We start from the raw sequence: 23,847 nt of genomic DNA, 5'->3' as shown, positions 1-23,847 counted from the left end.
ATGAACAAAGCCAAACGCCTGGCGATCCTCACCAGGCTGCGGGAAAACGATCCCCATCCCACTACCGAACTGCATTTCAGTTCGCCGTTCGAGTTGCTGATTGCCGTTCTGCTTTCTGCGCAGGCCACCGATGTCAGCGTCAACAAAGCGACAGCCAAACTCTATCCGGTGGCCAATACGCCCGCAGCGATGCTGGCGCTGGGGGTGGATGGGGTGAAATCGTATATCAAGACTATCGGCCTGTTTAACAGCAAAGCGGAAAACGTCATCAAAACCTGCCGCATCCTGCTGGAGCAGCACAACGGCGAGGTGCCGGAAGACAGAGCGGCGCTGGAGGCGCTGCCCGGCGTGGGCCGTAAAACCGCCAACGTGGTACTAAACACCGCCTTTGGCTGGCCGACCATCGCCGTGGACACGCACATCTTCCGCGTCTGCAATCGGACGCAATTCGCCCCTGGCAAGAATGTTGAGCAAGTGGAAGAGAAGCTTCTGAAGGTGGTCCCCGCCGAGTTTAAGGTCGACTGTCATCACTGGTTGATCCTGCATGGACGTTATACCTGCATTGCCCGCAAACCGCGCTGCGGCTCCTGCCTGATTGAAGACCTCTGCGAATTTAAAGAGAAAGTCTACGCCTGATCCCTTCTTCTGAGCCATAACTTAACCCTGAGTTATGGCTCGAATTTGTGCATTTAACCCGCCGTTAACACCAGAAAATGTCTCTTATGATGGGTAATAATCCGGCTATATAACGAACAATCAGTGCTTTCATTTTTTCTCGATGCAAAATTTCTCTACATTTGTGATCGAGATCATGCTCGCAACTTTATGTTGATTACATGTTGTGAAAATGAAAACAAATGTCAGGCAATACAACGATTGAGCAAAGATTACCAGGATAATAGACCATTAATTTTTAGGATAATGGACCATATCACTACCCATGAGGTCAATCAGTAGAATATATCGCCTTTTTAACGAAATCAGACTGATGAAAAAGATAAAAATAGCAATCATAACGAAACGGTGAAATTTAACTCTGGATAACATTCATATGTCCGGAGCATTATGCCACCCATATTATGTGTAACAGTTTATTACAAAGGCCTTGCCTGATGCGCCAGGATAGTGAACATTACCTGCCGTTTTCCCTCCCAAAATAACTATAAAGGCGGCGGTCCAACGAGATTGCGCCCCGAACACCCCCCAGTAAATATGGGATGTAAAAAAAGAGGTATATGTGTCTACTGCAAACAATAAACCAGCAGAAAGCGTGAGTCTGAACGCTTTCAAACAACCACGCGCGTTCTATCTCATTTTCTCGATCGAGTTATGGGAGCGTTTTGGTTATTACGGCCTGCAAGGGATCATGGCCGTTTACCTGGTAAAACAGCTGGGTATGTCGGAAGCGGATTCCATTACTCTGTTCTCCTCCTTTAGCGCGCTGGTCTATGGTCTGGTTGCTATTGGCGGCTGGCTGGGCGATAAAGTGCTGGGCACCAAACGTGTCATCATGCTGGGTGCTATCGTGCTGGCCATCGGCTATGCGCTGGTGGCCTGGTCCGGCCATGATGCTGCCATCGTCTATATGGGTATGGCGACCATCGCCGTCGGTAACGGTCTGTTCAAAGCCAACCCGTCCTCCCTGCTTTCTACCTGCTATGACAAAAACGATCCCCGTCTGGACGGTGCATTCACCATGTACTACATGTCCATCAACATCGGTTCGTTCTTCTCGATGCTGGCAACCCCGTGGCTGGCTGCTCGCTTCGGCTGGAGCGTGGCGTTTGCCCTCAGCGTGGTGGGGATGGTGATCACGATTATTAACTTTGCCTTCTGCCAGAAATGGGTAAAACAGTACGGTTCGAAACCGGACTTTGCCCCGGTACACATGGGCAAACTGCTGGCGACCATCGCTGGCGTGGTGGTGCTGGTCGCCATCGCCACCTGGCTGCTGCACAACCAGGGCATCGCACGTATGGTGCTGGGCGTCGTCGCACTGGGTATCGTCGTGATTTTCGCCAAAGAAACCATCGGTCTGAAAGGTGCCGCGCGTCGTAAAATGATCGTCGCCTTCCTGCTGATGGTAGAAGCGATTGTCTTCTTCGTACTGTACAGCCAGATGCCGACCTCTCTGAACTTCTTCGCGATTCGTAACGTTGAGCACTCGATCCTCGGTATCGCCTTCGAACCGGAACAGTATCAGGCGCTGAACCCGTTCTGGATCATGATTGGTAGCCCTATTCTGGCAGCCATTTATAACAAGATGGGCGACCGCCTGCCGATGCCGCACAAGTTCGCTATCGGCATGGTACTGTGCTCCGGCGCGTTCCTCGTCCTGCCTTTAGGGGCGAAGTTCGCCAGCGACGCCGGCATCGTCTCGGTTAACTGGCTCATTCTGAGCTACGCGCTGCAGTCTATTGGTGAGCTGATGATTTCCGGCCTCGGCCTGGCGATGGTCGCTCAGCTGGTTCCGCAGCGTCTGATGGGCTTCATTATGGGCAGCTGGTTCCTCACTACCGCCGGCGCGGCGATCATCGCCGGGAAAATCGCCAACCTGATGGCGGTGCCGGAAAACGTCACCGATCCGCTGGTGTCGCTGGAAGTGTACGGCCACGTGTTCCTGCAGATTGGTATCGTCACCGCGGTTATCGCCGCCCTGATGCTGCTCACGGCGCCGAAGCTGAACCGTATGACTCAGGACGACAGCGCGGACCTGAAAGCACGCGAAACCGCGGCAGCCTGACGCCGCAGGGAAAACCAATTATTTTTAAGCCGCTAACGTTAGGTTAGCGGCTTTTTTTTTACCCCTGGCGGGACTAACATACAGAAAACTGCAGCCACGAGGAGTTACGCATGAAACTGTTCTACAAACCCGGCGCCTGTTCCCTGGCCTCGCATATCGCCCTGCGCGAAAGCGGCCTGGATTTCACGTTGCAGAGCGTGGACCTGGCCAAAAAACGGCTGGAAAACGGGGATGATTATCTGCTGATCAACCCGAAAGGTCAGGTGCCGGCGTTGCTGCTGGATGATGACATCCTGCTCACTGAGGGCGTGGCTATTATGCAGTACATCGCCGATCAGGTGCCGGACCGCCATCTGCTGGCGCCAGTGGGCTCCATTGCCCGCTACCAGACCCTGGAGTGGCTGAATTACGTGGCCACCGAGCTGCATAAAGGCTTTACCCCGCTGTTCCGCCCGGATACCCCGGAAGACTATAAGCCTGTCGCGCGGGCGTTGCTCGAGAAGAAACTGCAGTATGTTGATACGTCGCTGGAAGATAAACAGTGGCTGACCGGCCATCGCTTTACTATCGCCGATGGCTATCTGTTCACCGTGCTGCGCTGGGGCTATGGCATAAAACTGGATATGGCTGCCTATGGTCATATCGGCAGCTGGATGGCGCAGGTGGCAGCGCGTCCGGCGGTGGCGGCCGCACTGGCGGCTGAAGGCTTAAAATAAGGCCTGAACCTGCCCGGCGGACCGTCGGGCAGGCCCGGGGAGTTACAGCCGGGTGGCGCTGAAGCAGTGCTCCGGTACGGCAATGCGATCCTGCGCCGCCACCACCTGCAGTTCATACTCTTGCATGTTTTTGGTGGTGAGCATGATCTCGTACACCGCGGCGGTAACGTGCTCAAGCGCATCGCGCAGGCTGGCACCCTGCAGCAGTTTCACCAGCAGCAGTCCACTGGTCACATCGCCGACGCCAACCGGCTGACGCAGGCCAAAATCCACCAGCGGCCGACTGATATGCCAGGCTTCTTCGGCCGTCACCAGCAGCATCTCAAAACGATCCATGCTCAGACCGGCGCGGGAAAGATGTTTAACCAACACCACCTCCGGCCCCTGGGCAATCAGCTCCCGCGCAGCAGCTACCGCTTCGCTGACGCTGGCGACCGGATGACCGCACAGGATCTCCAGCTCAACCAGATTCGGCGCAATAATATCGCTGGCCGGCAGCGCATAACGCACGTGGAATTCCGCCACGCCGGGCGCGACGATGCACCCTTTCTCCGGATGGCCCATCACCGGGTCACAAAAGTACTTCGCCGCCGGATTGGCCGCTTTCACCTGACGCACGATACCGAGGATATGCTCGCCCTGTTCAGCGGAACCGAGGTAGCCGCTCAGAACCGCATCGCAGGTCTGCAGCTTGTCGATGTCGGCAATGCCCTGGACGATCTCCGTCAGGTGTGAAGGCGGCATCACGCAACCGGTCCATTTACCGTATTGCGTATGGTTGGAGAACTGAACGGTATTCAGGGGCCAGACATTGGCGCCCAGACGGCGCATCGGAAACTCGGCGGCACTGTTGCCGGCGTGGCCAAACACAACGTGAGACTGAATGGCGAGGATGTTCTTCATTTTCTTACCACAACCCTAAAAAGAAAAAGGGCGTGGTTTCCCACGCCCTGGTTTTATTTTTTATTTCCAGCAGACCAGGCAGTAATTCTTTTTACCGCGACGCAGTAAGGTGTAGCGGCCGAACAGACGGTCGCTGTCGCTGAATACATATTCCGGGTCGGCCTGTTTTTCACCGTTGATGGTCACCGCGTTCGAGGCAACGGTTTTACGCGCCTGACCGCGGGACGGCTGCAGCTCGGAATCCACCAGCGCCTGCAGGAGATCGGCGCCTTTTTCCATTTCGATCATCGGCACGCCATCCTGCGCCAGCTGTTCGAAATCTGCTTCGCTCAGGTCGCTCAGGTTACCGTTGAACAGGCTTTCGGTAATGCGCTTCGCCGCTTCCAGGCCTTCTTCGCCGTGGACCAGGCGCGTCACCTGCTCTGCCAGCACGTACTGGGCGCGCGGCGCTTTACCGCTGTTTTTGTCTTCTTCTTCCAGAGCATTGATCTCCGCCATGTCCATAAAGGTGAAGAACTTGAGGAAACGATAGACATCAGCATCCGCGGTGTTGATCCAGAACTGGTAGAATTTGTACGGACTGGTTTTCTTCGGATCCAGCCACACGGCGCCGCCTTCGGTTTTACCGAATTTGGTGCCATCTGCTTTGGTGATCAGCGGAACCGTCAGGCCAAACACCTGGTTCTGGTGCAGGCGACGGGTCAGATCGATACCGGAGGTGATGTTGCCCCACTGGTCGGAGCCGCCGATCTGCAGCGCTACGCCGTGCAGCTTGTTCAGGCAGGCAAAGTCGTACCCTTGCAGCAGGTTGTAGGAGAACTCGGTAAAGGAGATACCCTGATCGTCACGATTCAGACGCTGCTTCACCGCTTCTTTGTTGATCATCTGGTTAACAGAGAAGTGTTTGCCGATATCGCGCAGGAAGGTCAGCACGTTCATGCTGCCAAACCAGTCATAGTTGTTCGCCGCGATCGCCGAGTTGTCGCCACAGTCAAAATCAAGGAACGGGGCCACCTGTTTGCGGATTTTATCCACCCACTCCTGCACGGTATCCTCGGTATTTAGCTTACGCTCAGCGGCTTTAAAGCTTGGGTCGCCAATCAGACCGGTTGCGCCGCCCACCAGCGCTACAGGTTTATGACCTGCCTGCTGGAAGCGTTTCAGGCATAACAATGGAACAAGATGCCCCAAATGCAAGCTGTCAGCGGTAGGATCGAAGCCGCAATAGAGCGCGATCGGGCCTTGCGCCAGTCGCTCTGCTAACGCTTCCTCGTCCGTCACCTGGGCTACTAGCCCCCGCTCTTGCAATTGTTTAATCAAGTTACTGCTTGCCATCAAATTCTCCATGTATAAACGACTGCACCTCTGCCGGTACACGACTTTTCGCCAGATGCGAAAAGTACATAGAATAAAGCGCCGGCCCTTTCAGCGCCAGCGCTTCGATAACTAATTTCGGCGTTTACGGTGCCAGGCGGTCTATTTTCCAGGCGCCATTATCACGCTGGTATAAAAAGCGGTCATGCAGCCGATGTTCGCCCCCCTGCCAGAACTCCATCTGCTCGACGCTGACGCGGAATCCGCCCCAGAAACTCGGCAGCGGCACTTCCCCCTGCTGGAATTTCTGCTTCAGCTCGAGGAATTTGCTCTCCAGGATCCCGCGGGCGGAAATGCGACTGGACTGCTGGGAGACCCAGGCGCCGATTTGGCTATCGCGCGGACGGCTGTGGAAATATTTGACCACCTCCAGCGTCGACAAGCGCTCCGCTTTGCCGATCACCATCACCTGGCGCTCCAGCATATGCCACGGAAACAGCAGGCTCACCTGGGGATTTTTTTCAATCTGATGGGCTTTGCGGCTGCCAAGGTTGGTATAAAACACCAGCCCTTTTTCATCGTAATGCTTCAGCAGCACAATACGCTGGTAAGGTTGGCCGCGCTCATCAACGGTAGCAACCACCATCGCGGTCGGGTCTGCGAGTTTCGCGTTACAGGCCTGACGCAGCCAGCGTTCAAACAGCGGCAGGGGTTCAGCAGGAAGATCGTGGCGACGCAAACCGCCACGGGTATATTCACGGCGCAAGTGCGCGATTTGCTGGAGTTCGTCGTTATCAGACATGGCCATTGAGGATGTAGTCATAAGGTGGCGTTATTGTGCGCCCCCCCGACAGAAATCTCAACGTTTGGCCGTCTGCAGCTGACAGTTATCGAGGATGATGCGATCGCGTTTATAGACGGTAGCGGTATCGCCCTTCGACCAGAAGACGTAGACGCCGTCGGTGTAGCGCGCCCCCGAAGCCGACAGCCCCTCAGCCAGGTTCAGTTGCTGATTATCATAGATAAAACTCACCTGTTGGCGGGTATTATTGCGATGGACCGTTAACGGTTTCTGGTCGCATTGATACTCCAGCGTGTCCGTCTGCATCCGCTCGACAAACTGGTTGTAGTAGCTACAGCCCGCCAGCATAAAAGGTACAACTGCGATAAGAATTTTTTTCATTCGTTTGCCTTCGACTTTCCCGGTCACGGAGGGCACTCCGCCCACCGCTTAACTTGTCCAGTTTACCGGTCGCGCCGTGTTTAAGATTTCAGTTAACTCCGATTCTGCGGCGGGTTAGCCGGGAAAATGGCGCCCAGCACCGTGGCTTCGCTGGCGCCGGTCACTGAGGGAAGATTACCCGGCAGCCCCGCCAGCGTACGCCAGGCCAGCCAGGCAAAGGCCAGCGCCTCCATATCATCGCCGCTGATCCCCGCCTCATCGGTGGTGGAGACTTCGGTTCCCGGCAACAGTGCCGCCAGGCGCGCCATTAACAAGGGGTTACGCGCGCCGCCGCCGCACACTAACAAACGCTCGCAGCCGCCGCTTAACAATACCTGCTCACTGATGGTCACAGCGGTTAATTCCGCCAGCGTGGCCTGCACATCCTGTCCACGCAGTCCCGAATAACGGGCCAGATGTTTTTCCAGCCAACCGTAATTGAAATATTCACGACCGGTGCTTTTCGGCGCCGGTAAAGCAAACCACGGATCGCTCAGCATGTCCTGCAGCAGCGGCAGCATCACTTTACCTTCGCTGGCCCACTGGGCATCCTTATCATACGGTTTACCCTGCTGACGCCAGATCCAGGCGTCCAGCAACATATTTCCCGGCCCGGTATCATAGCCGCGCACCGGCTGCCCCGGCACCAGCAGCGACACGTTGGCGATGCCACCGATATTCAGCACCATCCGCCGTTCAATGGGATGCGCCAGCAGCGCATGATGAAATGCCGGGACCAACGGCGCCCCCTGCCCGCCAAGCGCCATATCGCGCCGGCGAAAATCCCCCACCACCGTGACTCCGGTATGCGCGGCGATCTGGTTGTTGTCGCCGATTTGCAGCGTGTGCGGCGCGTCGCCTTGCGGTTCATGCCATACGGTCTGTCCATGGCAGCCGATAGCGATAACGTCGGTGGGCTTGAGATTTTCCTGGCGCATCAGCGCCAGTACGGCATCGGCAAACAGCCGCCCCAGACGAGTGTCCAGACGCCCCAGTTGTGAGAGGGTCAACGACTGGCCCTGGCAAATCGCGAGGATCTCTTCTTTTATTGGGTGTGGTATGGGCCAGGTGAGACTGGCCTGCTGCGCCACGATGTTTTCGTTGATGGCGGCCAATACGACATCGATACCATCAAGGCTGGTACCGGACATAACGCCAATAAAGCGACCCGATCTCATACGTTTTTCCTTCATTCCATGACCCTCGTATACGCCTCACTCCACCATAAAGCGCCCGCTAATGCTATGTTGTTATAATACTTTTTAACAATAGAGCGACATTTCAGAGAACACCGTAAAGAACCGGCGTTTAGTTTAGGTTGAAGCATCATTAATTATTATTTTTTGTATAGTCAGGGCGGAAGCTATGCCCGCCGGCGACTAAATGCCATATAATTAACCGTATGGACGTTCAATTGAACACCTTCGGTGAACAGGAGATTCATAAATGATTTTACGTGTTTTGGCTGTATCGATGATTGGTTTTACGCTCGCAGGCTGCGTGAGCAGCAGCGGCCTGTCCGGCGACGTTTATTCCGCATCTGAAGCCAAACAGGTGCAGAGCGTAACTTACGGTACGATTGTGCATACGCGCGCCGTGCAGATCCAGAGCGGCGACGACAGCAATGCCATCGGCGCCATTGGCGGTGCTGTGCTCGGCGGGTTCCTCGGCAACACCATCGGCGGCGGTACCGGACGCTCTCTTGCCACCGCGGCTGGCGCTGTCGCGGGCGGCGTCGCAGGCCAGGGCGTTCAGGGTGCAATGAACAAAACCCAGGGCGTAGAACTGGAAATCCGTAAGGATGATGGCAACACCATTCTGGTGGTGCAGAAACAGGGCAGCACGCCGTTCTCTGTGGGTCAGCGCGTCGCCATTGCCGGCAGCGGCAGCCAGGTCACCGTTTCTCCTCGATAACCCCCCTTGCGATGCGGCCCGTTGCGCCGCATCGTATTTTTCAGCCGCGGTTATTCCACCGTAATAGATTCGTATTAGCAATCAGATATATTATATTCAAGTAGTTCATCAATCATTGCGCCTGCGCAATATCTTATCTCACCGCCCCCACTACTCTCAGATTGTCATAATACTTTGTCGACTGAACGTCGCTGTTGCTTTTCTCTCTGGGATCTTGCCTATGCTCAAACATGTCAATCATGTTGCTAAACGTTTTATTATATATGTTTTTATTTGCTTACTGGCCGGGTTCGGCATTGCCGGAGTGACCGCTTTTTTTCATACCAGTTTCAGCACTACCTCATCAATATTATTTCCTCTACTGACCAGCTTTCTGATGGTCTTTCATATTACTATTGCCTGTTTTATGGGCATGAAATACTGGAGCAGCAAGCGCCGCCTGTACCTTACACCTGTTGCTTTCGGCTTTGCCTGTTCAGCGCTGCTGATGCTGGGCACCCTCAGCAGCTATCCGGACTGGCTTACCTGCAGCACGACCCCGGTCATTAATCAAAATGACGCCGTTATCTATTATTTCTTTCGCAATATAATGATGGCTGTATTATTCATGTCATCTATTGTTTTGTATTACTTCCGCCAGCGCATCATGCACTCGCTGAAAGCACACATAATTACATTCGCGGCATGTATCGTTTTTACATTAACAATTATTTTTTTATCGTGGGTGTACTCCAGCCACTCGCCGTGGCTGAGCGTCAATTTTATCGACGATCTTAGTCATACCTTCACGCCACTGTGGCAAAGTATTATCGGCTGGCTGCTGATGGCTATCTGGTTTATCACGCTTATTTTATTAATTAGCCTAAGTAAATTACGCAATATTTTCTGGTTTAGCGGCGCTTTTTTTTGCAGCGCTTATCTTTACACCCTCTTCCAGCTAGTCTCCACCGCCGGGGACCTCGATCAGACCTGGTACCAGGCGCGTTTTTTCGAAACGCTTTGTACCCTGTTCCTGATTCTGGTGCTGCTGGTCGACGTCTTTATGCTCTACCGTGAGTCTAACCATAAGTATGTCAACTCGTACCAGAACTCGATTCGCGACCCGTTGACCCGGCTTTATAACCGCAGCTTCTTCTACGACACCCTGAACCAGCAGCTGGCGAAGGTAAACCCCCAGCATCCGCTGTCAGTGATTATCAGTGACCTCGATCATTTCAAACGCATCAATGATAACTATGGCCACGTCGCCGGCGACAAGGTGATCCAGTTTGCCGCCTCGGTACTGGAGAACCATTCGCGCGCGGATGACGCTGCTGCCCGCATTGGCGGTGAGGAGTTTGCCCTGCTGCTGGTCAACACCGCCGAGAAAGACGCCCTGGCGATCGCCGAGCGTATCCGCCTGGCCGTCAACGCTGAGCAAAACCCTCTGCCGGAGCGAATGACCATCAGTATGGGGTTGTATACGACGCGCGATAGAAGCGTGAGCGCAGAAACGTGCGTCGAGCGCGCAGATGCGGCCATGTATGAAGCGAAAAACAGCGGGCGTAATCGGGTGGTGGTCTGGCGTCACCCTGGCGACTAAAAAAAACGGCCCGGGGCAACCCGGGCCGCTAAAAAATTAATCTTTTGCCTGGAGATCGAGGATATTTTGTTCAAGTTTACGAATTAAGTGGAGCAACGTTTCCACTTCCTGCTTTGACACCCCCGACAGGATTTCATCGCGGGTCTTGCCTATCACCTCTTCCATCTCATTGATCAACGGTTCAGCTTTTTCAGTGAGCTTGATGCGTTTGGCCCGCCGGTCGCTTGAACAGGTCTGGCGAGAAATAAGCCCTTTCTCCTCCAGCTGATCGAGCGTGCGCACCAGCGACGGCTGTTCAATGCCGATGGCTTTCGCCAGCTGGATCTGCGACTGCTCAGGCGGCAGCTGGTGGATGTTATGCAGCGTGACCCAGTGAGTCTGCGTTAACTCCAGAGGTTTCAGGCGATGGTCGATTAGCGCGCGCCAAACGCGGACTAAACGTGCCAGATCAGAACCAAGTGGCGATTCCAATTTCATCTCCTTATAATTAGCTTGCTAAGTTATTATACTGATTTTAGAATAGTGTGCAGCATTTGAATTATCAAAACAAATGAATTACTTGATTCAACAAAAACCAAAACAATGATTTACACTGTTATAGCGTAGCACGCTCTGAGGTTACCCCTGTAATGGCAAAGGATTTTTGCTTGTGAAACTGAGTCTTAACACATCCGGATTGCCGCTGCAGGACCTGGTGTTCGGCGCGTCCGTCTATTTCCCTCCGCTGTTCAAAGCCGTCTTATTAGGTTTTTTTATCTGGTTGTTTTTACATCGTCAGCTGCGTGACTGGATGTATGCCGGCGACATCTGGCATCCCCTGCTGATGGATCTCTCCCTGTTCGCGCTCTCGGTCTGTCTGGCCCTGGTGTTACTGATTGCCTGGTGATCTCCTTGCTATGAAAAAACTAAAATATCTGTCAACGCTGTTGGTTGCGGCTATCGCCCTGATCGCCGCATGGCTGTTATGGAATTTCTACACCCAGTCCCCCTGGACCCGCGACGGCAAAGTGCGTGCAGAGCAGGTCGGGATCACCCCTCAGGTCTCCGGTAGCATTCTGCAGTTGAACGTGACGGACAACCAACGGGTCAACGCCGGGGATGTTCTGTTCACTATCGACGACACCCCCTACCGTATCGCCGTGCTGAACGCCCAGGCGCAGCAGGCGAAAGCGCAAGCCGAGGTGGCGAAAGCGCAGGCTGAGCAAACGAAGGCCGCCAGCGAGGCACGTCGTCGTCGCAACCTGTCGCAGAATGCGATCTCGGCTGAAGATCTTGAGAACGTCAACACCGCGCTGAATACGGCCACCACCAACCTGGCGGCCGCCAGAGCGGGACTGGGCGTCAGCGAAGCGATGCTGAAACATGCGCAATGGCAGCTAAGCCAAACAACGGTCAAAGCGCCAGTGGACGGCTGGGTGACCAACCTCTCCACCCGCGTCGGCGATTACGCCACTACCGGCCACCCGGTCTTTGCTCTGGTAGACAGCCACTCGTTTTACGTGCTGGGCTACTTTGAAGAGACTAAACTGCGTCATATCCGCATCGGCGATCCGGCGCAGATTATTCTCTACAGTAATCAGCAGACGCTGCACGGGCATGTCGCCAGCATCGGCCGGGCAATTGTCGATCAGAGCGTGGAACAGGGAACCGGGCTGGTGGCCAACATCAAACCGAATATCCCCTGGGTGCGTCTCGCGCAGCGCGTTCCGGTGCGGATTGCCTTTGATACGCTACCGGCGGACGTCACTCTGGTCTCCGGCACCACCTGCACTGTCTCGATCGGCGGGCAGTAATGAATCTGCAGGCCCTGTCGTGGCGCACACTGCCCTGGGTTAAAGCCACCCGTCCACAGTGGCGATACGCGTTGCGTAACGGCATCGCTATGTGTCTCGCGTTAAGCATCGCCTACGCGCTGGATCTCGATGAGCCGTACTGGGCGATGACCTCCGCGGCAGTGGTCAGCTTTCCCACCGTCGGCGGCGTGATCAGTAAAAGCTTTGGCCGCATCGCCGGCAGCCTGCTCGGCGCCTGCGCCGCCCTGCTGCTGGCGGGCCATACGCTGAACGATCCCTGGCTGTTTCTGTTCAGTATTTCCGGCTGGCTGGCGCTGTGCACCTGGGCCTGCGCGCTGTTCACCAACAACGTGGCCTACGCCTTTCAGCTTGCCGGCTATACCTGCGCCATCATCGCGTTTCCGGTGATTAACATCAGCGACAGCTACGAACTTTGGGTGATCGCTCAGTCGCGCGTCTGCGAAGTCATCGTTGGGATCCTCTGCGGCGGACTCATGATGATGATCCTGCCCAGCACCTCCGACGGCAGCAACCTGCTGACGGCCCTGAAAACCATGCACGCCCGGCTGCTGGAGCACGCCAGCCTGCTGTGGGTGCCAGAGACGACTGATGCCATCCGCACCGCTCACGAAAGCGTGATTGGCCAGATCCTCACCATGAACCTGCTGCGCATCCAGGCCTTCTGGAGTCACTACCGCTTCCGTCGGCAGAATCCCCTGCTGAACTACCTGCTGCATCAGCAGCTCCGAATGACCAGCGTCATTTCCAGTCTGCGACGTATGTTGCTGAACTGGCCGGACGCGCCGGCGAACACTCGTCAGGTGCTGGAGTCGCTGCTTGCTGAACTCGCTGCTCCCCATGCTGACAGCTATCATGTCGCCCGCATTCTGGCGCCTCTGGCGCCGCCGCCGGATGCCGATTACCGTCATATCGCCTTTTGGGCGCGACTGCGCTATTTCTGTCGCATTTATCTGGAAAGCAGTCGCTGGATCCGCCGGGTAGAGAATGCGTCGGCGATCGCCGAGTTCAACGTACCTTCGGCGCCAGCCCTGGCCCGCCACACCGACCAGGCAGAGGCCTTGCTCAATGGCATCCGTACTTTTTGCGCGCTGGTGGCGATTGGCGCATGGGGGATCAGCACCCAGTGGACCAGCTGCGCGGCTGCCCTGACCCTGGCCTCCATCTGCTGCGTGCTCTATTCGGTCTCGGCTTCGCCGTTTCGATCGCTGACGCTGCTAATGCAGACCCTGGTGCTGCTGTCGCTGTTCAGTTTTGTGGTGAAGTTCGGCCTGATGGTGCAGATAACCGACCTGTGGCAGTTTCTGCTATTTCTGTTCCCGCTGCTGACCACCATGCAGTTGCTCAAGCTACAGTGGCCCAAATATGCCGGCCTGTGGGGACAGCTTATCGTGTTTATGGGCTCGTTTATCTCCGTCACCAATCCGCCGGTGTACGACTATGCGGCTTTTTTCAATGATAACTTAAGCAAGATTGTCGGCGTGGGCTTTGCCTGGCTGGCTTTTGCGGTGCTCAGTCCGGGCTCAGACGCCCGCAAAGGGCGACGCCATATCAGAGCGTTACGGCGTCACTTTGTCGATCAGCTCAGCCGTCATCCCCAGCATAGCGAACATGAATTTGAATCGCTGGTGTACCACCATGTCAGCCAGCTCAGTCAGAGTAAAGATGCCCTGGCACGGCGCTGGTTACTACGTTGGGGGGTGGTGCTGCTCAACTGCTCGCACGTCGTCTGGCAGCTTCGGGAATGGGAAACCCGCTCCGATCCCCTCGCCCAGGTGCGCGACCTGTGCATCAATTTGCTGCGCGATGTGATGAGCGAGCGCGGCGTGCAGCAGCGCCCGCTGGCCTCCACCCTGCAGGAGCTGCTGCGGATCTGCGACGTCCTGAACCACCATCATCAGCCAGCGGCCCGGGAGCTGGCCGCCGCAATCTGGCGACTGTATTGCGCCCTGTCACAGCTGGAACAGGCCCCGATCGCCGGGACGATTGGCGAAAAGACTACTTAATCACCCCGCAGGCAAACCGCTCGCCGCCGCCGCCCAGCGGCTGCGGGTTGTCGGCCATATTATCGCCGCCCACGTGGACCATCAGCGCTTTCCCCTTCACCTCATCCAGCGTTTTCAGACGTGGGGCAATAATTGGCTGGTCGGCCACGCCCGCGTCGTTGACCACCAGCAGAGGCAAATCGCCAAGATGCCCGGTGCCCAGCGGCCCTTCGTGTTTCCCGGTATGTTGCGGGTCATAATGTCCGCCCGCCGCCCCGGCGGCCACCGCTTTGCCCTCTTTCATCGCCGGCTGGCAGCTGCCTTCGGCATGAATATGAAAGCCGTGCTTGCCCGGCGGCAATGCCCGCAGTTCGGGGGCGAACTCGAGGCCGCGGTCGGTTTCGGTGATTTTTACACTGCCGATGGACTGCCCGACGCCCTGGGGGGTCACGAGATTAAGTTGAACATCTTCACTGACGGCCTGTGCGCCAGCGCAAAATGCGAGGGATAAGATCGCGAGAATACATCGTTGCATAACACCTCCGGATGGCTGTCTCCCTGTTAAGTGTAAACCAGGAACGCCTTTCCGGAGGCGAAATGCCCGTTACGGTACGTCGTAACCGAGCGCGGCTTTGCGGATACGGAACCACTGCTGACGGGTCATGCTAAGTTTTTCGGCCACGATCGCGGAACGCACGCGTTCGATTTTGCCCGAGCCGATAATCGGCAGCGGCTGCGAGGGCAGACGCAATATCCAGGCGTAGACCACCTGCTCGATGCTGTCGGCATTGAGCTCATGCGCTACCTGCGCCAGCTCATCGCGCAGCGGCTGGAAGCCCTCTTCATTGAACAGGCGTCCGCCGCCAAGGCAGGACCACGCCATCGGACGAATACGCAGCTGCTGCAGCTGATCGAGCGTGCCGTCGAGCAACAGCGGCTGATGCACCGGCGAGATTTCGACCTGATTGGTGGCCAGGGTAAACGGCAGGCGCGACTGCAGAAGAGTGAACTGGGCTGGGGTAAAGTTCGATACGCCAAAGTGGCGCACTTTTCCGCTGTGATGCAGCGCGAGGAACGCCTCAGCCACTTCATCGGCATTCATTAGCGGATCCGGCCGATGGATCAGCAGCAGATCGAGATGGTCCGTCGCCAGATTACGCAGCGATTGCTCAGCGCTCAGCACGATGTGGTCGCGGTCGGTGATATAGTGGCCGATGGTGTTTTCAGCCCGCGCCCGGGTGGCGATGCCGCATTTGCTGACAATTTCCATGCGATTACGCAGATGCGGCGCCAGCTTCAGCGCTTCGCCAAAGGCAGCCTCACACTGATAATCGCCATAGATATCGGCGTGATCGACAGTGGTTACGCCTAAATCGAGATGCTGTTCAATAAAGCTGACCAGCTCGCCTGGCGACATTTTCCAGTCCATCAGACGCCAGTAGCCCATCACAAAACGCGAAAATTCCGGCCCCTGGGGAGCCATAGCAATACGCTGAACCATAACCGCTTCCTCAATAAAAAAGTGTACTGAGTATACGTACTTTTTGGTTTAAAACAGTGAGGGTTGCTGCGGTTCTTCCGCCGGTTCCGGCTTGTTCGCGCGTATTTTGCGCAGCAGCCGTTGGCGGCAGAGACGCAACACCTCCTGTTTCTGCGCATCACTCATCGTTTGCCAGTTAAAACGTTCCTCACGGCTGCGGAAACAGCCGCGACAGTAGCCGCGCTCGTCGGTCTGACATATTCCCCGGCACGGGCTCTGCACCGGGAAAAACTCTAACTGCTCTGCCACCACACGTCTCCTGTCCCCTCGTCTCCTTTCATTGAAGACGTTTCCCCGCGCCGACGCAAATTTTGTTCACTACGTGCTGCGCCAGCTAACATTTTTCCGCCGACGCTTGCATTAGACCAATCGGTCTACTACAGTGTGCTCCATGAACAGACACAGCGAATGCGATACCCGAGAACATATCCTGGTCACCGGCGAGCAGCTCTGCATGCATCGCGGTTTTACCGGAATGGGCTTGAGCGAACTTCTGAAGACGGCGGAAGTGCCTAAGGGCTCTTTCTACCATTACTTCCGCTCTAAAGAAGCCTTCGGCGTCGCGCTGCTCGAACATCACTACACCGGATATCTGCAGCGCCTGGTCGACCACTTCGATCATGGCGACGGCAACTATCGTGACCGCCTGCTGGCTTATTATCAGCACACGCTGAATCAGTTCTGCCAGCAGGGGATTATTAGCGGCTGTCTTACCGTCAAGTTGTCGGCAGAGGTTTGCGACCTGTCGGAAGATATGCGTACCGCCATGGACCATGGTGCCAGTCAGATTATCGCCCTGCTGGGCGACGCGCTGGAGAAAGGACGTCAGGAAGGCAGTCTGGCGTTTGACGGCGAGGCCATGACCCTGTCGCAGGTGCTGTATTCCCTGTGGCTCGGGGCCAACCTGCAGGCCAAAATTACGCGTAGCGCAAGGCCGCTGGAAAGCGCCCTTGCCCACGCCAAACAGATTATTGCGGCGCCTGCGGTATAACAGGCGTTTTTATTTCATCAGTTACTAGACGACCGGTCTACTCAGGAGTCACTATGTCGGAAGCAAAATTATTCAGCCCGTTGAAAGTCGGTGCGGTCACCGTCCCTAATCGCGTATTTATGGCGCCGTTGACGCGTCTGCGTAGCATCGAGCCGGGCGATATCCCTACCCCGCTGATGGGCGAATACTACCGCCAGCGCGCCAGCTCCGGCCTGATCATCACCGAAGCGACGCAGATTTCTGCCCAGGCCAAAGGCTATGCCGGCGCGCCGGGCCTGCACAGCCCGGAGCAGATTGCCGCCTGGCAGAAAATCACCGCCGGTGTTCATACGGAAAATGGCCGTATCGCCGTCCAGCTGTGGCACACCGGGCGTATTTCCCATAGCAGCCTGCAACCTGGCGGCGGCGCGCCGGTAGCGCCTTCCGCGCTGAGCGCCGGTACTCGCACCTCCCTGCGCGATGAAAACGGCCATGCTATTCGCGCCGACACCTCGATGCCGCGTGCCCTGGAAACCGAAGAGATCCCGGGGATCGTCGACGATTTCCGTCAGGCGGTCGGCAATGCCCGTGACGCTGGCTTCGATCTGGTTGAGTTGCACTCGGCCCACGGCTATCTGCTGCACCAGTTCCTCTCGCCGTCGGCGAACCAGCGTACCGATCAGTACGGCGGCAGCGTGGAGAACCGTGCCCGTCTGGTACTGGAAGTGGTCGACGCCGTGAGCAAAGAGTGGAGCGCTGACCGGATCGGCATCCGCGTGTCGCCGATTGGCAGCTTCCAGAATGTGGATAATGGCCCGAACGAAGAAGAAGACGCGCTGTATCTGATTAGCGAACTGGCGAAACGCGGTATCGCCTATCTGCACATGTCCGAGCCGGACTGGGCGGGCGGCAAGCCGTACAGCGAAGCCTTCCGTCAGAAAGTTCGCGACCGCTTCCCGGGCGTGATCATTGGCGCTGGCGCCTACACGGTAGAAAAAGCTAACGATCTTATCAATAAAGGGCTCATTGATGCTGTGGCCTTTGGCCGCGATTACATCGCCAACCCGGATCTGGTGGCCCGTCTGCAGAAAAAAGCGGCGCTCAACCCCCAGCGCCCGGAAACTTTCTATGGCGGCGGCGCGGAAGGCTACACCGACTACCCTACGCTGTAATCCCTCCATTGATAGCGGCGACGTATCGCCGCTATACTCAAGGTTCTGATCTATCAAATAAACTGCATAGGGGACATTATGCGCTTACTCCACACCATGCTGCGCGTTGGCGACCTGCAACGTTCTATCGACTTCTATACCAACGTGTTGGGCATGAAGCTGCTGCGCACCAGCGAAAACCCGGAGTACAAGTACTCCCTCGCCTTTGTCGGCTACGGCGAAGAGAGCGAAACCGCGGTGATCGAACTGACCTACAACTGGGGCGTGGACAGCTATGAGCTGGGCACCGCCTACGGCCATATCGCGCTGAGCGTCGACAACGCCGCCGAAGCCTGCGAACGGATCCGCCAGAACGGGGGCAACGTCACCCGTGAAGCCGGCCCGGTAAAAGGCGGCACCACCGTCATCGCCTTCGTGGAAGATCCGGACGGTTACAAAATCGAGCTCATTGAAGAGAAAGATGCCGGCAAAGGTCTGGGCAACTAACGCTTCCCGAGCCAGGCCTCTTTAATGCCGTGGCTCGCCCGGGCGCTGCGGCGCCCGTTGTTTTCACCCCTGCCTGCTGCAAGCCGCGGCAAAATTTGCCATAATGCGCGCTACTTTTTTCCAGCTAAGAGAATCTGATGTCCGAGAATGCTCAACTGAATGGTCTGTGCGACCGTTTCCGCGGTTTTTATCCGGTGGTGATTGATGTTGAAACCGCAGGATTTAATGCCAAAACCGACGCTCTGCTGGAGATCGCCGCCATTACGTTGAAGATGGATGAGCAAGGCTGGCTGATGCCCGATGAAACGCTGCATTTTCATGTTGAACCTTTCGAGGGCGCCAATCTGCAGCCCGAAGCGCTGGCCTTTAACGGAATTAACCCGCACGACCCGGAGCGCGGCGCCGTCAGCGAATACGATGCCCTGCATGCCATCTTCAAAATGGTACGCAAAGGGATGAAAGAGAGCGACTGCAGCCGGGCGATCATGGTGGCGCACAATGCGACCTTTGACCACAGCTTCACCATGACCGCCGCCGAACGCGCGGGGCTTAAACGCAATCCGTTCCATCCGTTTGTTACCTTCGACACCGCCGCGCTGAGCGGGCTGGCGCTGGGCCAGACGGTGCTGTCGAAAGCCTGTATCGCCGCGGGTATGGCCTTCGATGGCGCGCAGGCCCACTCCGCCCTGTACGATACCGAGCAGACGGCGCAGCTGTTTTGTGAGATTGTGAACCGCTGGAAGCGTCTGGGCGGCTGGCCGCTGCCCGTGGCCACCCCGGAGTAATAAAAAAAGCGACTTCCAGGAAGTCGCTTTTTTACGGATGGCGGGAATTACTCCGCTTTCGGCTCGTCGGTGTGGTACTTCGCCGCCGTCTCTTTGATCAGCTGCTGCAGTTCACCGCGCTGGTACATTTCGATGACGATATCGCAGCCGCCCACCAGTTCACCGTCTACCCACAGCTGCGGGAAAGTCGGCCAGTTGGCGTATTTAGGCAGCTCGGCGCGGATATCCGGGTTCTGCAGGATATCAACGTAAGCAAAACGTTCGCCACAGGCGGACAGCGCCTGAACGGCCTGGGCAGAGAAACCGCAGCTTGGCAGCTTCGGCGACCCTTTCATGTACAACAGGATCGGGTTTTCAGCGATTTGGCGTTGGATCTTTTCTAAAGTCGAGCTCATTGTCGTGCTTCCTTAAACTTCTTTCTACGGCAGTAACTTGTCATTGTAGCGTCCTGTAGGCAGGACGGATAATAACATTTTTTTCACTATTCATATTTTATCTTCTGTTGCGCGAAGTTGCCTTAAAAATATCATTTTGCCGTCGCAGGCGGGCGCTCATTGCGCATTTTCTGTGCGAGACGGTCAATGTCTGACGCGTTTTCTTGCAATCGTTAACCAATCGACATTTTTGATACAAAAGAATATTAACTTTCCGGGTTTTTATGCTTTAGAATCATTCCGGTTTGTCATTCATCGTCAGGCATTTGTACATGTCTGTAATTAATCAGGGGATTGCTCAGTGGCGCGGCTAAACAAAATCGCGATATCGCTCTGTGCATTACTGTTCACATCTATCTCATTCACGCCACTGGCTCAGGCGTCAGGGCATACGCACGCCTCCGCTTCGCCAAAGGCGTTGCCCGCGAAAAGTGGCTCAGAGCGCAAGAAAAAAGCTACCAGTCAAAAAAGTAAAACCACCGCTAAAACCACCAGTAAAAAGTCCTCGAGCACCCGGCTCCCTTCCCGCACTACCGCAGCAAGCCAAACCGCACTTCATCGTCAGGCCGCCGGCGCGACGAAAAAATGCGTGCTGCGTAAAGGTTATAAAAAGCAGTGCGCGAAAACGGTCGCCGCCAGCGCCGAGCCGACCCTGGCGCTGAACAGCGTCAAAAGCAAATGCGTGGTGCGTAAGGGCTATAAAAAACGCTGTAAACCTGAGGCCAGCGATGCGAATTTAACGATCGCCGACGCCCATAAAGTCCGGGTGCAGAAAGCGCAAAGTACCGCCATGAACAAATTGATGGGCCAGTTGGGTAAACCCTATCGCTGGGGCGGCACCTCGCCACGTACCGGCTTTGACTGCAGCGGACTGGTTTATTACGCCTATAAGGACCTGGTCAAAATTCACATCCCGCGTACGGCTAATGAAATGTACCACCTGCGCGATGCGCGTCCGGTGGATCGTGATGAACTGCAGAGCGGCGATTTGGTCTTCTTCCGCACCCGCGGACGCGGTACTGCCGATCACGTTGGCGTCTACGTCGGCAACGGGAAATTTATTCAGTCACCACGCACAGGTCGTGATATACAAATCACCTCCCTGAGCGAGGATTACTGGGTTCGCCATTATGTTGGCGCTCGTCGCGTCATGACGCCGAAAACCATTCGCTGATCCTGGTCTGCCGCTACGGCGGCAGACCGCCTCACCTGCGCGTCTTTCCCTTCTACCGTCAAAGGATACTGCATATTCATCTCCTTGCCCGGCGCTTCCCGACGATAGCGGGTGGGCGACATACCAAAGTGACGGTGAAAGGTCCGGCAGAAAGCGGCCTGTCCGTCGTATCCCAGGCACTGAGAAATACTCTGTATCGACGCTTGCGTCTGCGTTAAATAGATTGTCGCAATGGTCATTTTTCGCCGACTGACGTAGTTCGCCAGCGTGCAGCCGGTCACCATGGCGAACTGCCGCTGGAAATACCAGTGCGAATAACCGGACTTTTTCGCAATCGTGCTGACCGGCAGGGTGTCTAAAATATGGGCTTCGATCCAGTCAACGATCCCCTGTACAACCGGGATCATCTTCGGGCTCACCACCTCACCTGTTTTTGCCATCGTAGCCATCCTGTGGGAAATTCATGTCGGTGGTCATATTTGTCATACAAATAGCAAAATAGACAATGAATTATTGGCATAGCGGCGATTGCCTGGGCGCATATTTTTATTAACAATCTGATTTTAAATGAATATTTATCCTCAACGAGGATGCATGGCTGCGATCGTCAGAGAAAAAGCAGAAGACGTTAAACCTTCCCTGCGAGAGTCGGAAAAGCGCAGACGGCGTCTCCGTAAACATTTTTGCAACATCTGCGAGCGGTTTGACGCCTCGTCCCGTAGAAAACGGTTAAGCCTTCATCAGTTGCGCCTGCGGCAATAGCCTTTATCGTTGTAAGGCTTTTCACTGCTTGCGGCAAATGTTAACATTCTCAATACAATAACAGCCCGTGACGCGACAGCGCCGGGTGGCCAGAACACGATTCTGATGAAAACCTCATCTTGTCAATGTGAGAAAAACAAAAAGTTATAAGGAGAGTAGCAATGTCGTTTGAATTACCTGCATTACCATATGCAAAAGACGCCCTGGCGCCGCACATTTCCGCAGAAACCCTGGAATATCACTACGGTAAACACCACCAGGCGTATGTCACTAACCTCAACAACCTGATCAAAGGCACTGCGTTCGAAGGCAAATCTCTCGAAGAGATCGTCCGCACTTCTGAAGGCGGCGTATTCAACAACGCAGCCCAGGTCTGGAACCACACCTTCTACTGGAACTGCCTGGCGCCGAACGCCGGCGGCGAACCGGAAGGCGAGTTAGCGGCCGCGATTGCCAAATCCTTCGGCAGCTTTGCGGATTTTAAAGCCAAATTTACCGATGCCGCAGCGAAAAACTTCGGCGCGGGCTGGACCTGGCTGGTCAAAAATGCCGACGGCAGCCTGGCTATCGTCTCCACCAGCAACGCCGGTACCCCGCTGACCACCGACGCGAAGCCGCTGCTGACCGTTGACGTCTGGGAACACGCCTACTACATCGACTACCGCAATGCCCGTCCAAGCTACCTGGACCATTTCTGGGCGCTGGTTAACTGGAAGTTTGTTGCGGCCAACCTGGCGGCATAAACGACAAACCGCAGCAGGGTCTCCCCGGCTGCGGTTTTTTTTAGCCCTTCCCTACACTCGCGTTACTGGCTGGCAAAGGCCTCTTCCGGCTGCGCTCGTCCGCTGAACCAGACCAGCAGCAGCGCCAGACCGGCGATAATCGCCCCCATCACCGGCACAAACGCATAGCCCAGTCCGCCAGAGATCACCGCCCCACCGGCGGCGGCGCCCAGCGCGTTGCCGAGGTTGAACGCGCCGATATTCACCGAAGAAGAGAGCCCCGGCGCTTCATGCGCCACGCGCATGACCCGCATCTGCAGCGGCGGAACCACCGCAAAGGTGGCTGCGCCCCAGACAATCATGCTGATGGCCGCTCCGGCCTGGGATTGCGCCAGCAGCGGGATCGCCAACATGATCGCCATCAGCAGCAGCAGAAAGCCTTTCAGCGTGCCAGAGACCGACCGGTCGGCGAATTTGCCGCCCAGATAGTTGCCCAGCGAAAAACCAACGCCAATCAGCACCAGCATCGCGGTAATAAACAGCGATGAAGCGTGGGTCAGCGTATTGAGCACTGGCGAGATATAGGTATACAGCGTAAACATTGCCCCGGCACCGAGCACGGTAGTCAGCAAGGCGGAGAGTACCTGCGGGCGTAGCAGGACTGAAAGCTCTTTTTTGACATCCGGGCGCTCACCGGCGCTGCCCTTCGGCAGAGAGAACCACAGACTGACCATCGCCAGCAGGCCTAACCCTGCGGTGGCCAGGAAGGACATCCGCCAGCCGATGGTTTCGCCAAGCCAGGTCGCCGCCGGCACACCGCCGATGTTGGCGATGGTGAGCCCCATAAACATCGTGGCTACCGCGCTGGCCTGCTTATGCTTTGGCACGACGCTGGCTGCGACCACTGATCCCAGGCCAAAGAAAGCACCGTGGTTAAGGCTGGTAATAATGCGCGACAGCAGCAAGGTGGTGTAATCCGGCGCAATGGATGACAACAGGTTGCCGACGGTGAAGATCCCCATCAGAAAAATCAGCGCATTGCGCCGCGCGCGATGTGACAACAGCAGGGTCATCAACGGCGCGCCGACCATGACGCCGATGGCATACGCACTGATCAGCATTCCCGCTACCGGTATCGAGACGTCCACACCTTTCGCAATCACCGGCAGCAATCCCATTGGGGAGAACTCGGTGGTACCGATGCCAAAGGCGCCGATCGCCAGCGCAAGTAAAGGAAAGTTGATTTTCATTCAATGACTCCATCAGACCGTCAGAGAGGACGGCGTAACATCAGAAGCCAAAAGCATGACATCAATCACAAAAAAACAAAAGTGAACGAAATGACAAAAGATTTTTGCAGAATTGATAATAATGGCGGGATACGGGGAGGAGGCCGCGCTCCTCCCTCACTGGAACATTAGTGCAGTATGGCGGTCAGGCTGAAAGCAACGATCACGCCGAGGGCAATAACCGTGGTGATCAGCGAAAACTTTAAATTGGTATCCATCATTTTTCCCTCTTGTTATCCCCACACCAAAAGTGAGCTTGCTCATTTTTGCACAAAAAATCGCAAAAATCTTCCGGGATTTAGGGCGATGCACATTTTTGCTCT

Annotated in this window: 27 protein-coding genes; 14 read left to right on the top strand and 13 right to left on the bottom strand. The window is 55.9% G+C overall.

What is annotated here, in order from left to right; genetic code table 11:
- The 3 genes from nth to gstA all read left to right on the top strand — a co-directional run bounded on the left by nth (position 1) and on the right by gstA (position 3,459).
- Complete coding sequence (gene nth, locus AC3EMD_RS11570; RefSeq protein ID WP_008804641.1) at positions 1–636, top strand: endonuclease III; 636 nt, start codon at positions 1–3, stop codon at positions 634–636.
- Positions 637–1,237: 601 nt separating this feature from the next.
- Positions 1,238–2,743 carry a dipeptide/tripeptide permease DtpA gene (gene dtpA, locus AC3EMD_RS11565; protein ID WP_008804640.1) on the top strand — a complete coding sequence of 502 codons (1,506 nt, stop codon included), beginning with the start codon at positions 1,238–1,240 and terminating at the stop codon, positions 2,741–2,743.
- Positions 2,744–2,853: 110 nt separating this feature from the next.
- Entirely contained in the window at positions 2,854–3,459 is a 606-nt protein-coding gene (gene gstA, locus AC3EMD_RS11560; protein WP_012541527.1) for a glutathione transferase GstA, read from the top strand.
- A 42-nt stretch (positions 3,460–3,501) separates the two neighbouring features.
- Here gstA and pdxY read toward each other — a convergent pair whose 3' ends face one another.
- From pdxY to anmK, 5 genes are all read right to left on the bottom strand, one after another.
- On the bottom strand, positions 3,502–4,362 hold the full coding sequence (gene pdxY, locus AC3EMD_RS11555; protein ID WP_008804638.1) for a pyridoxal kinase PdxY: 861 nt from the start codon (positions 4,360–4,362) through the stop codon (positions 3,502–3,504).
- A gap of 60 nt (positions 4,363–4,422) precedes the next feature.
- Entirely contained in the window at positions 4,423–5,697 is a 1,275-nt protein-coding gene (gene tyrS, locus AC3EMD_RS11550; protein ID WP_012968045.1) for a tyrosine--tRNA ligase, read from the bottom strand.
- 124 nt (positions 5,698–5,821) lie between these two features.
- The gene (gene pdxH, locus AC3EMD_RS11545; RefSeq protein WP_302074185.1) at positions 5,822–6,478 is read right to left on the bottom strand and encodes a pyridoxamine 5'-phosphate oxidase; all 657 of its coding nucleotides are present in this window, start codon (positions 6,476–6,478) and stop codon (positions 5,822–5,824) included.
- 57 nt (positions 6,479–6,535) lie between these two features.
- Entirely contained in the window at positions 6,536–6,859 is a 324-nt protein-coding gene (mliC, locus tag AC3EMD_RS11540) for a C-type lysozyme inhibitor (RefSeq protein ID WP_032691200.1), read from the bottom strand.
- 92 nt (positions 6,860–6,951) lie between these two features.
- Positions 6,952–8,076 (bottom strand): anhydro-N-acetylmuramic acid kinase, encoded by a 1,125-nt coding sequence (gene anmK / locus AC3EMD_RS11535; protein WP_012968043.1) that lies wholly within the window; start codon positions 8,074–8,076, stop codon positions 6,952–6,954.
- Between the two features lie 268 nt (positions 8,077–8,344).
- Between anmK and slyB the strand changes: the two genes are divergently transcribed.
- On the top strand, positions 8,345–8,812 hold the full coding sequence (gene slyB, locus AC3EMD_RS11530) for an outer membrane lipoprotein SlyB (protein ID WP_008804633.1): 468 nt from the start codon (positions 8,345–8,347) through the stop codon (positions 8,810–8,812).
- A gap of 220 nt (positions 8,813–9,032) precedes the next feature.
- The gene (locus AC3EMD_RS11525) at positions 9,033–10,394 is read left to right on the top strand and encodes a sensor domain-containing diguanylate cyclase (protein WP_101139113.1); all 1,362 of its coding nucleotides are present in this window, start codon (positions 9,033–9,035) and stop codon (positions 10,392–10,394) included.
- A 36-nt stretch (positions 10,395–10,430) separates the two neighbouring features.
- Here the strand turns inward: AC3EMD_RS11525 and slyA are convergent, their stop codons facing one another.
- Positions 10,431–10,871: a transcriptional regulator SlyA gene (gene slyA, locus AC3EMD_RS11520; RefSeq protein WP_008804631.1), complete on the bottom strand. Its 441-nt coding sequence runs from the start codon at positions 10,869–10,871 to the stop codon at positions 10,431–10,433.
- Between the two features lie 172 nt (positions 10,872–11,043).
- Here slyA and AC3EMD_RS11515 point away from each other — a divergent pair, with 172 nt between their 5' ends.
- Genes AC3EMD_RS11515 through AC3EMD_RS11505 form a run of 3 tightly spaced genes read left to right on the top strand, consistent with a single transcriptional unit; the run spans position 11,044 to position 14,211 of the window.
- Entirely contained in the window at positions 11,044–11,280 is a 237-nt protein-coding gene (locus tag AC3EMD_RS11515) for a DUF1656 domain-containing protein (protein WP_004143834.1), read from the top strand.
- 10 nt (positions 11,281–11,290) lie between these two features.
- Entirely contained in the window at positions 11,291–12,187 is an 897-nt protein-coding gene (locus tag AC3EMD_RS11510; RefSeq protein ID WP_016161200.1) for an efflux RND transporter periplasmic adaptor subunit, read from the top strand.
- Positions 12,187–14,211 carry an FUSC family protein gene (locus tag AC3EMD_RS11505; RefSeq protein ID WP_023297740.1) on the top strand — a complete coding sequence of 675 codons (2,025 nt, stop codon included), beginning with the start codon at positions 12,187–12,189 and terminating at the stop codon, positions 14,209–14,211. Before AC3EMD_RS11510 ends, AC3EMD_RS11505 begins: the two co-directional genes overlap by 1 nt.
- Here AC3EMD_RS11505 and sodC read toward each other — a convergent pair.
- The 3 genes from sodC to AC3EMD_RS11490 all read right to left on the bottom strand — a co-directional run bounded on the left by sodC (position 14,204) and on the right by AC3EMD_RS11490 (position 15,982).
- On the bottom strand, positions 14,204–14,725 hold the full coding sequence (gene sodC / locus AC3EMD_RS11500) for a superoxide dismutase [Cu-Zn] SodC (protein WP_008804628.1): 522 nt from the start codon (positions 14,723–14,725) through the stop codon (positions 14,204–14,206). The genes AC3EMD_RS11505 and sodC overlap by 8 nt on opposite strands.
- 69 nt (positions 14,726–14,794) lie before the next feature.
- Entirely contained in the window at positions 14,795–15,691 is an 897-nt protein-coding gene (locus AC3EMD_RS11495; protein ID WP_008804627.1) for an aldo/keto reductase, read from the bottom strand.
- Positions 15,692–15,739: 48 nt separating this feature from the next.
- Positions 15,740–15,982, bottom strand: coding sequence for a DUF1289 domain-containing protein (locus AC3EMD_RS11490; RefSeq protein WP_008804626.1), 243 nt, complete (start codon positions 15,980–15,982; stop codon positions 15,740–15,742).
- 139 nt (positions 15,983–16,121) lie between these two features.
- On the opposite strand from AC3EMD_RS11490, the gene AC3EMD_RS11485 reads away from it, so the two are divergent.
- From AC3EMD_RS11485 to rnt, 4 genes are all read left to right on the top strand, one after another.
- Positions 16,122–16,721: a TetR/AcrR family transcriptional regulator gene (locus AC3EMD_RS11485; RefSeq protein WP_008804625.1), complete on the top strand. Its 600-nt coding sequence runs from the start codon at positions 16,122–16,124 to the stop codon at positions 16,719–16,721.
- A gap of 53 nt (positions 16,722–16,774) precedes the next feature.
- Positions 16,775–17,872 carry an alkene reductase gene (nemA, locus tag AC3EMD_RS11480; protein WP_064160443.1) on the top strand — a complete coding sequence of 366 codons (1,098 nt, stop codon included), beginning with the start codon at positions 16,775–16,777 and terminating at the stop codon, positions 17,870–17,872.
- A 78-nt stretch (positions 17,873–17,950) separates the two neighbouring features.
- Positions 17,951–18,358, top strand: a complete 408-nt coding sequence (gene gloA, locus AC3EMD_RS11475) for a lactoylglutathione lyase (protein WP_002907764.1) — start codon at positions 17,951–17,953, stop codon at positions 18,356–18,358.
- A gap of 137 nt (positions 18,359–18,495) precedes the next feature.
- Positions 18,496–19,143, top strand: a complete 648-nt coding sequence (gene rnt / locus AC3EMD_RS11470) for a ribonuclease T (protein ID WP_008804623.1) — start codon at positions 18,496–18,498, stop codon at positions 19,141–19,143.
- A gap of 47 nt (positions 19,144–19,190) precedes the next feature.
- Here the strand turns inward: rnt and AC3EMD_RS11465 are convergent, their stop codons facing one another.
- Complete coding sequence (locus AC3EMD_RS11465; RefSeq protein ID WP_002907768.1) at positions 19,191–19,538, bottom strand: Grx4 family monothiol glutaredoxin; 348 nt, start codon at positions 19,536–19,538, stop codon at positions 19,191–19,193.
- Positions 19,539–19,878: 340 nt separating this feature from the next.
- Here AC3EMD_RS11465 and AC3EMD_RS11460 point away from each other — a divergent pair, with 340 nt between their 5' ends.
- On the top strand, positions 19,879–20,751 hold the full coding sequence (locus tag AC3EMD_RS11460) for a C40 family peptidase (protein ID WP_012968037.1): 873 nt from the start codon (positions 19,879–19,881) through the stop codon (positions 20,749–20,751).
- Here AC3EMD_RS11460 and AC3EMD_RS11455 read toward each other — a convergent pair.
- A complete protein-coding gene (locus tag AC3EMD_RS11455) occupies positions 20,706–21,191 on the bottom strand; it encodes a helix-turn-helix domain-containing protein (RefSeq protein WP_008804621.1) in 486 nt (161 codons plus the stop codon). The genes AC3EMD_RS11460 and AC3EMD_RS11455 overlap by 46 nt on opposite strands.
- 483 nt (positions 21,192–21,674) lie before the next feature.
- On the opposite strand from AC3EMD_RS11455, the gene sodB reads away from it, so the two are divergent.
- On the top strand, positions 21,675–22,256 hold the full coding sequence (gene sodB, locus AC3EMD_RS11450) for a superoxide dismutase [Fe] (RefSeq protein ID WP_002907771.1): 582 nt from the start codon (positions 21,675–21,677) through the stop codon (positions 22,254–22,256).
- Positions 22,257–22,318: 62 nt separating this feature from the next.
- On the opposite strand, the gene AC3EMD_RS11445 is transcribed toward sodB, so the two are convergent.
- Complete coding sequence (locus AC3EMD_RS11445; protein ID WP_002907773.1) at positions 22,319–23,485, bottom strand: MFS transporter; 1,167 nt, start codon at positions 23,483–23,485, stop codon at positions 22,319–22,321.
- Between the two features lie 167 nt (positions 23,486–23,652).
- The gene (gene cydH / locus AC3EMD_RS11440) at positions 23,653–23,745 is read right to left on the bottom strand and encodes a cytochrome bd-I oxidase subunit CydH (RefSeq protein ID WP_012968036.1); all 93 of its coding nucleotides are present in this window, start codon (positions 23,743–23,745) and stop codon (positions 23,653–23,655) included.
- Between the last annotated feature and the right edge of the window lie 102 nt (positions 23,746–23,847).

The organism is Klebsiella sp. PK18 (genome assembly GCF_057784655.1).
Note: the sequence above shows the minus strand (reverse complement) of the source record. Positions and strands in the feature narration are given on the sequence as shown.

Bases quoted from the DNA above. Each gene is read 5' to 3' on its own strand.
- AC3EMD_RS11495 (WP_008804627.1), bottom strand. From the start codon at position 15,691: ATGGTTCAGCGTATTGCTATGGCTCCCCAGGGGCCGGAATTTTCGCGT.
- gstA (WP_012541527.1), top strand. From the start codon at position 2,854: ATGAAACTGTTCTACAAACCCGGCGCCTGTTCCCTGGCCTCGCATATC.
- AC3EMD_RS11510 (WP_016161200.1), top strand. From the start codon at position 11,291: ATGAAAAAACTAAAATATCTGTCAACGCTGTTGGTTGCGGCTATCGCC.
- slyA (WP_008804631.1), bottom strand. From the start codon at position 10,871: ATGAAATTGGAATCGCCACTTGGTTCTGATCTGGCACGTTTAGTCCGC.
- AC3EMD_RS11525 (WP_101139113.1), top strand. From the start codon at position 9,033: ATGCTCAAACATGTCAATCATGTTGCTAAACGTTTTATTATATATGTT.
- AC3EMD_RS11455 (WP_008804621.1), bottom strand. From the start codon at position 21,191: ATGGCAAAAACAGGTGAGGTGGTGAGCCCGAAGATGATCCCGGTTGTA.
- cydH (WP_012968036.1), bottom strand. From the start codon at position 23,745: ATGATGGATACCAATTTAAAGTTTTCGCTGATCACCACGGTTATTGCC.
- nemA (WP_064160443.1), top strand. From the start codon at position 16,775: ATGTCGGAAGCAAAATTATTCAGCCCGTTGAAAGTCGGTGCGGTCACC.
- sodB (WP_002907771.1), top strand. From the start codon at position 21,675: ATGTCGTTTGAATTACCTGCATTACCATATGCAAAAGACGCCCTGGCG.
- slyB (WP_008804633.1), top strand. From the start codon at position 8,345: ATGATTTTACGTGTTTTGGCTGTATCGATGATTGGTTTTACGCTCGCA.
- gloA (WP_002907764.1), top strand. From the start codon at position 17,951: ATGCGCTTACTCCACACCATGCTGCGCGTTGGCGACCTGCAACGTTCT.
- AC3EMD_RS11445 (WP_002907773.1), bottom strand. From the start codon at position 23,485: ATGAAAATCAACTTTCCTTTACTTGCGCTGGCGATCGGCGCCTTTGGC.
- rnt (WP_008804623.1), top strand. From the start codon at position 18,496: ATGTCCGAGAATGCTCAACTGAATGGTCTGTGCGACCGTTTCCGCGGT.
- AC3EMD_RS11485 (WP_008804625.1), top strand. From the start codon at position 16,122: ATGAACAGACACAGCGAATGCGATACCCGAGAACATATCCTGGTCACC.
- pdxY (WP_008804638.1), bottom strand. From the start codon at position 4,362: ATGAAGAACATCCTCGCCATTCAGTCTCACGTTGTGTTTGGCCACGCC.
- anmK (WP_012968043.1), bottom strand. From the start codon at position 8,076: ATGAGATCGGGTCGCTTTATTGGCGTTATGTCCGGTACCAGCCTTGAT.
- pdxH (WP_302074185.1), bottom strand. From the start codon at position 6,478: ATGTCTGATAACGACGAACTCCAGCAAATCGCGCACTTGCGCCGTGAA.
- tyrS (WP_012968045.1), bottom strand. From the start codon at position 5,697: ATGGCAAGCAGTAACTTGATTAAACAATTGCAAGAGCGGGGGCTAGTA.
- mliC (WP_032691200.1), bottom strand. From the start codon at position 6,859: ATGAAAAAAATTCTTATCGCAGTTGTACCTTTTATGCTGGCGGGCTGT.
- nth (WP_008804641.1), top strand. From the start codon at position 1: ATGAACAAAGCCAAACGCCTGGCGATCCTCACCAGGCTGCGGGAAAAC.
- AC3EMD_RS11505 (WP_023297740.1), top strand. From the start codon at position 12,187: ATGAATCTGCAGGCCCTGTCGTGGCGCACACTGCCCTGGGTTAAAGCC.
- AC3EMD_RS11465 (WP_002907768.1), bottom strand. From the start codon at position 19,538: ATGAGCTCGACTTTAGAAAAGATCCAACGCCAAATCGCTGAAAACCCG.
- sodC (WP_008804628.1), bottom strand. From the start codon at position 14,725: ATGCAACGATGTATTCTCGCGATCTTATCCCTCGCATTTTGCGCTGGC.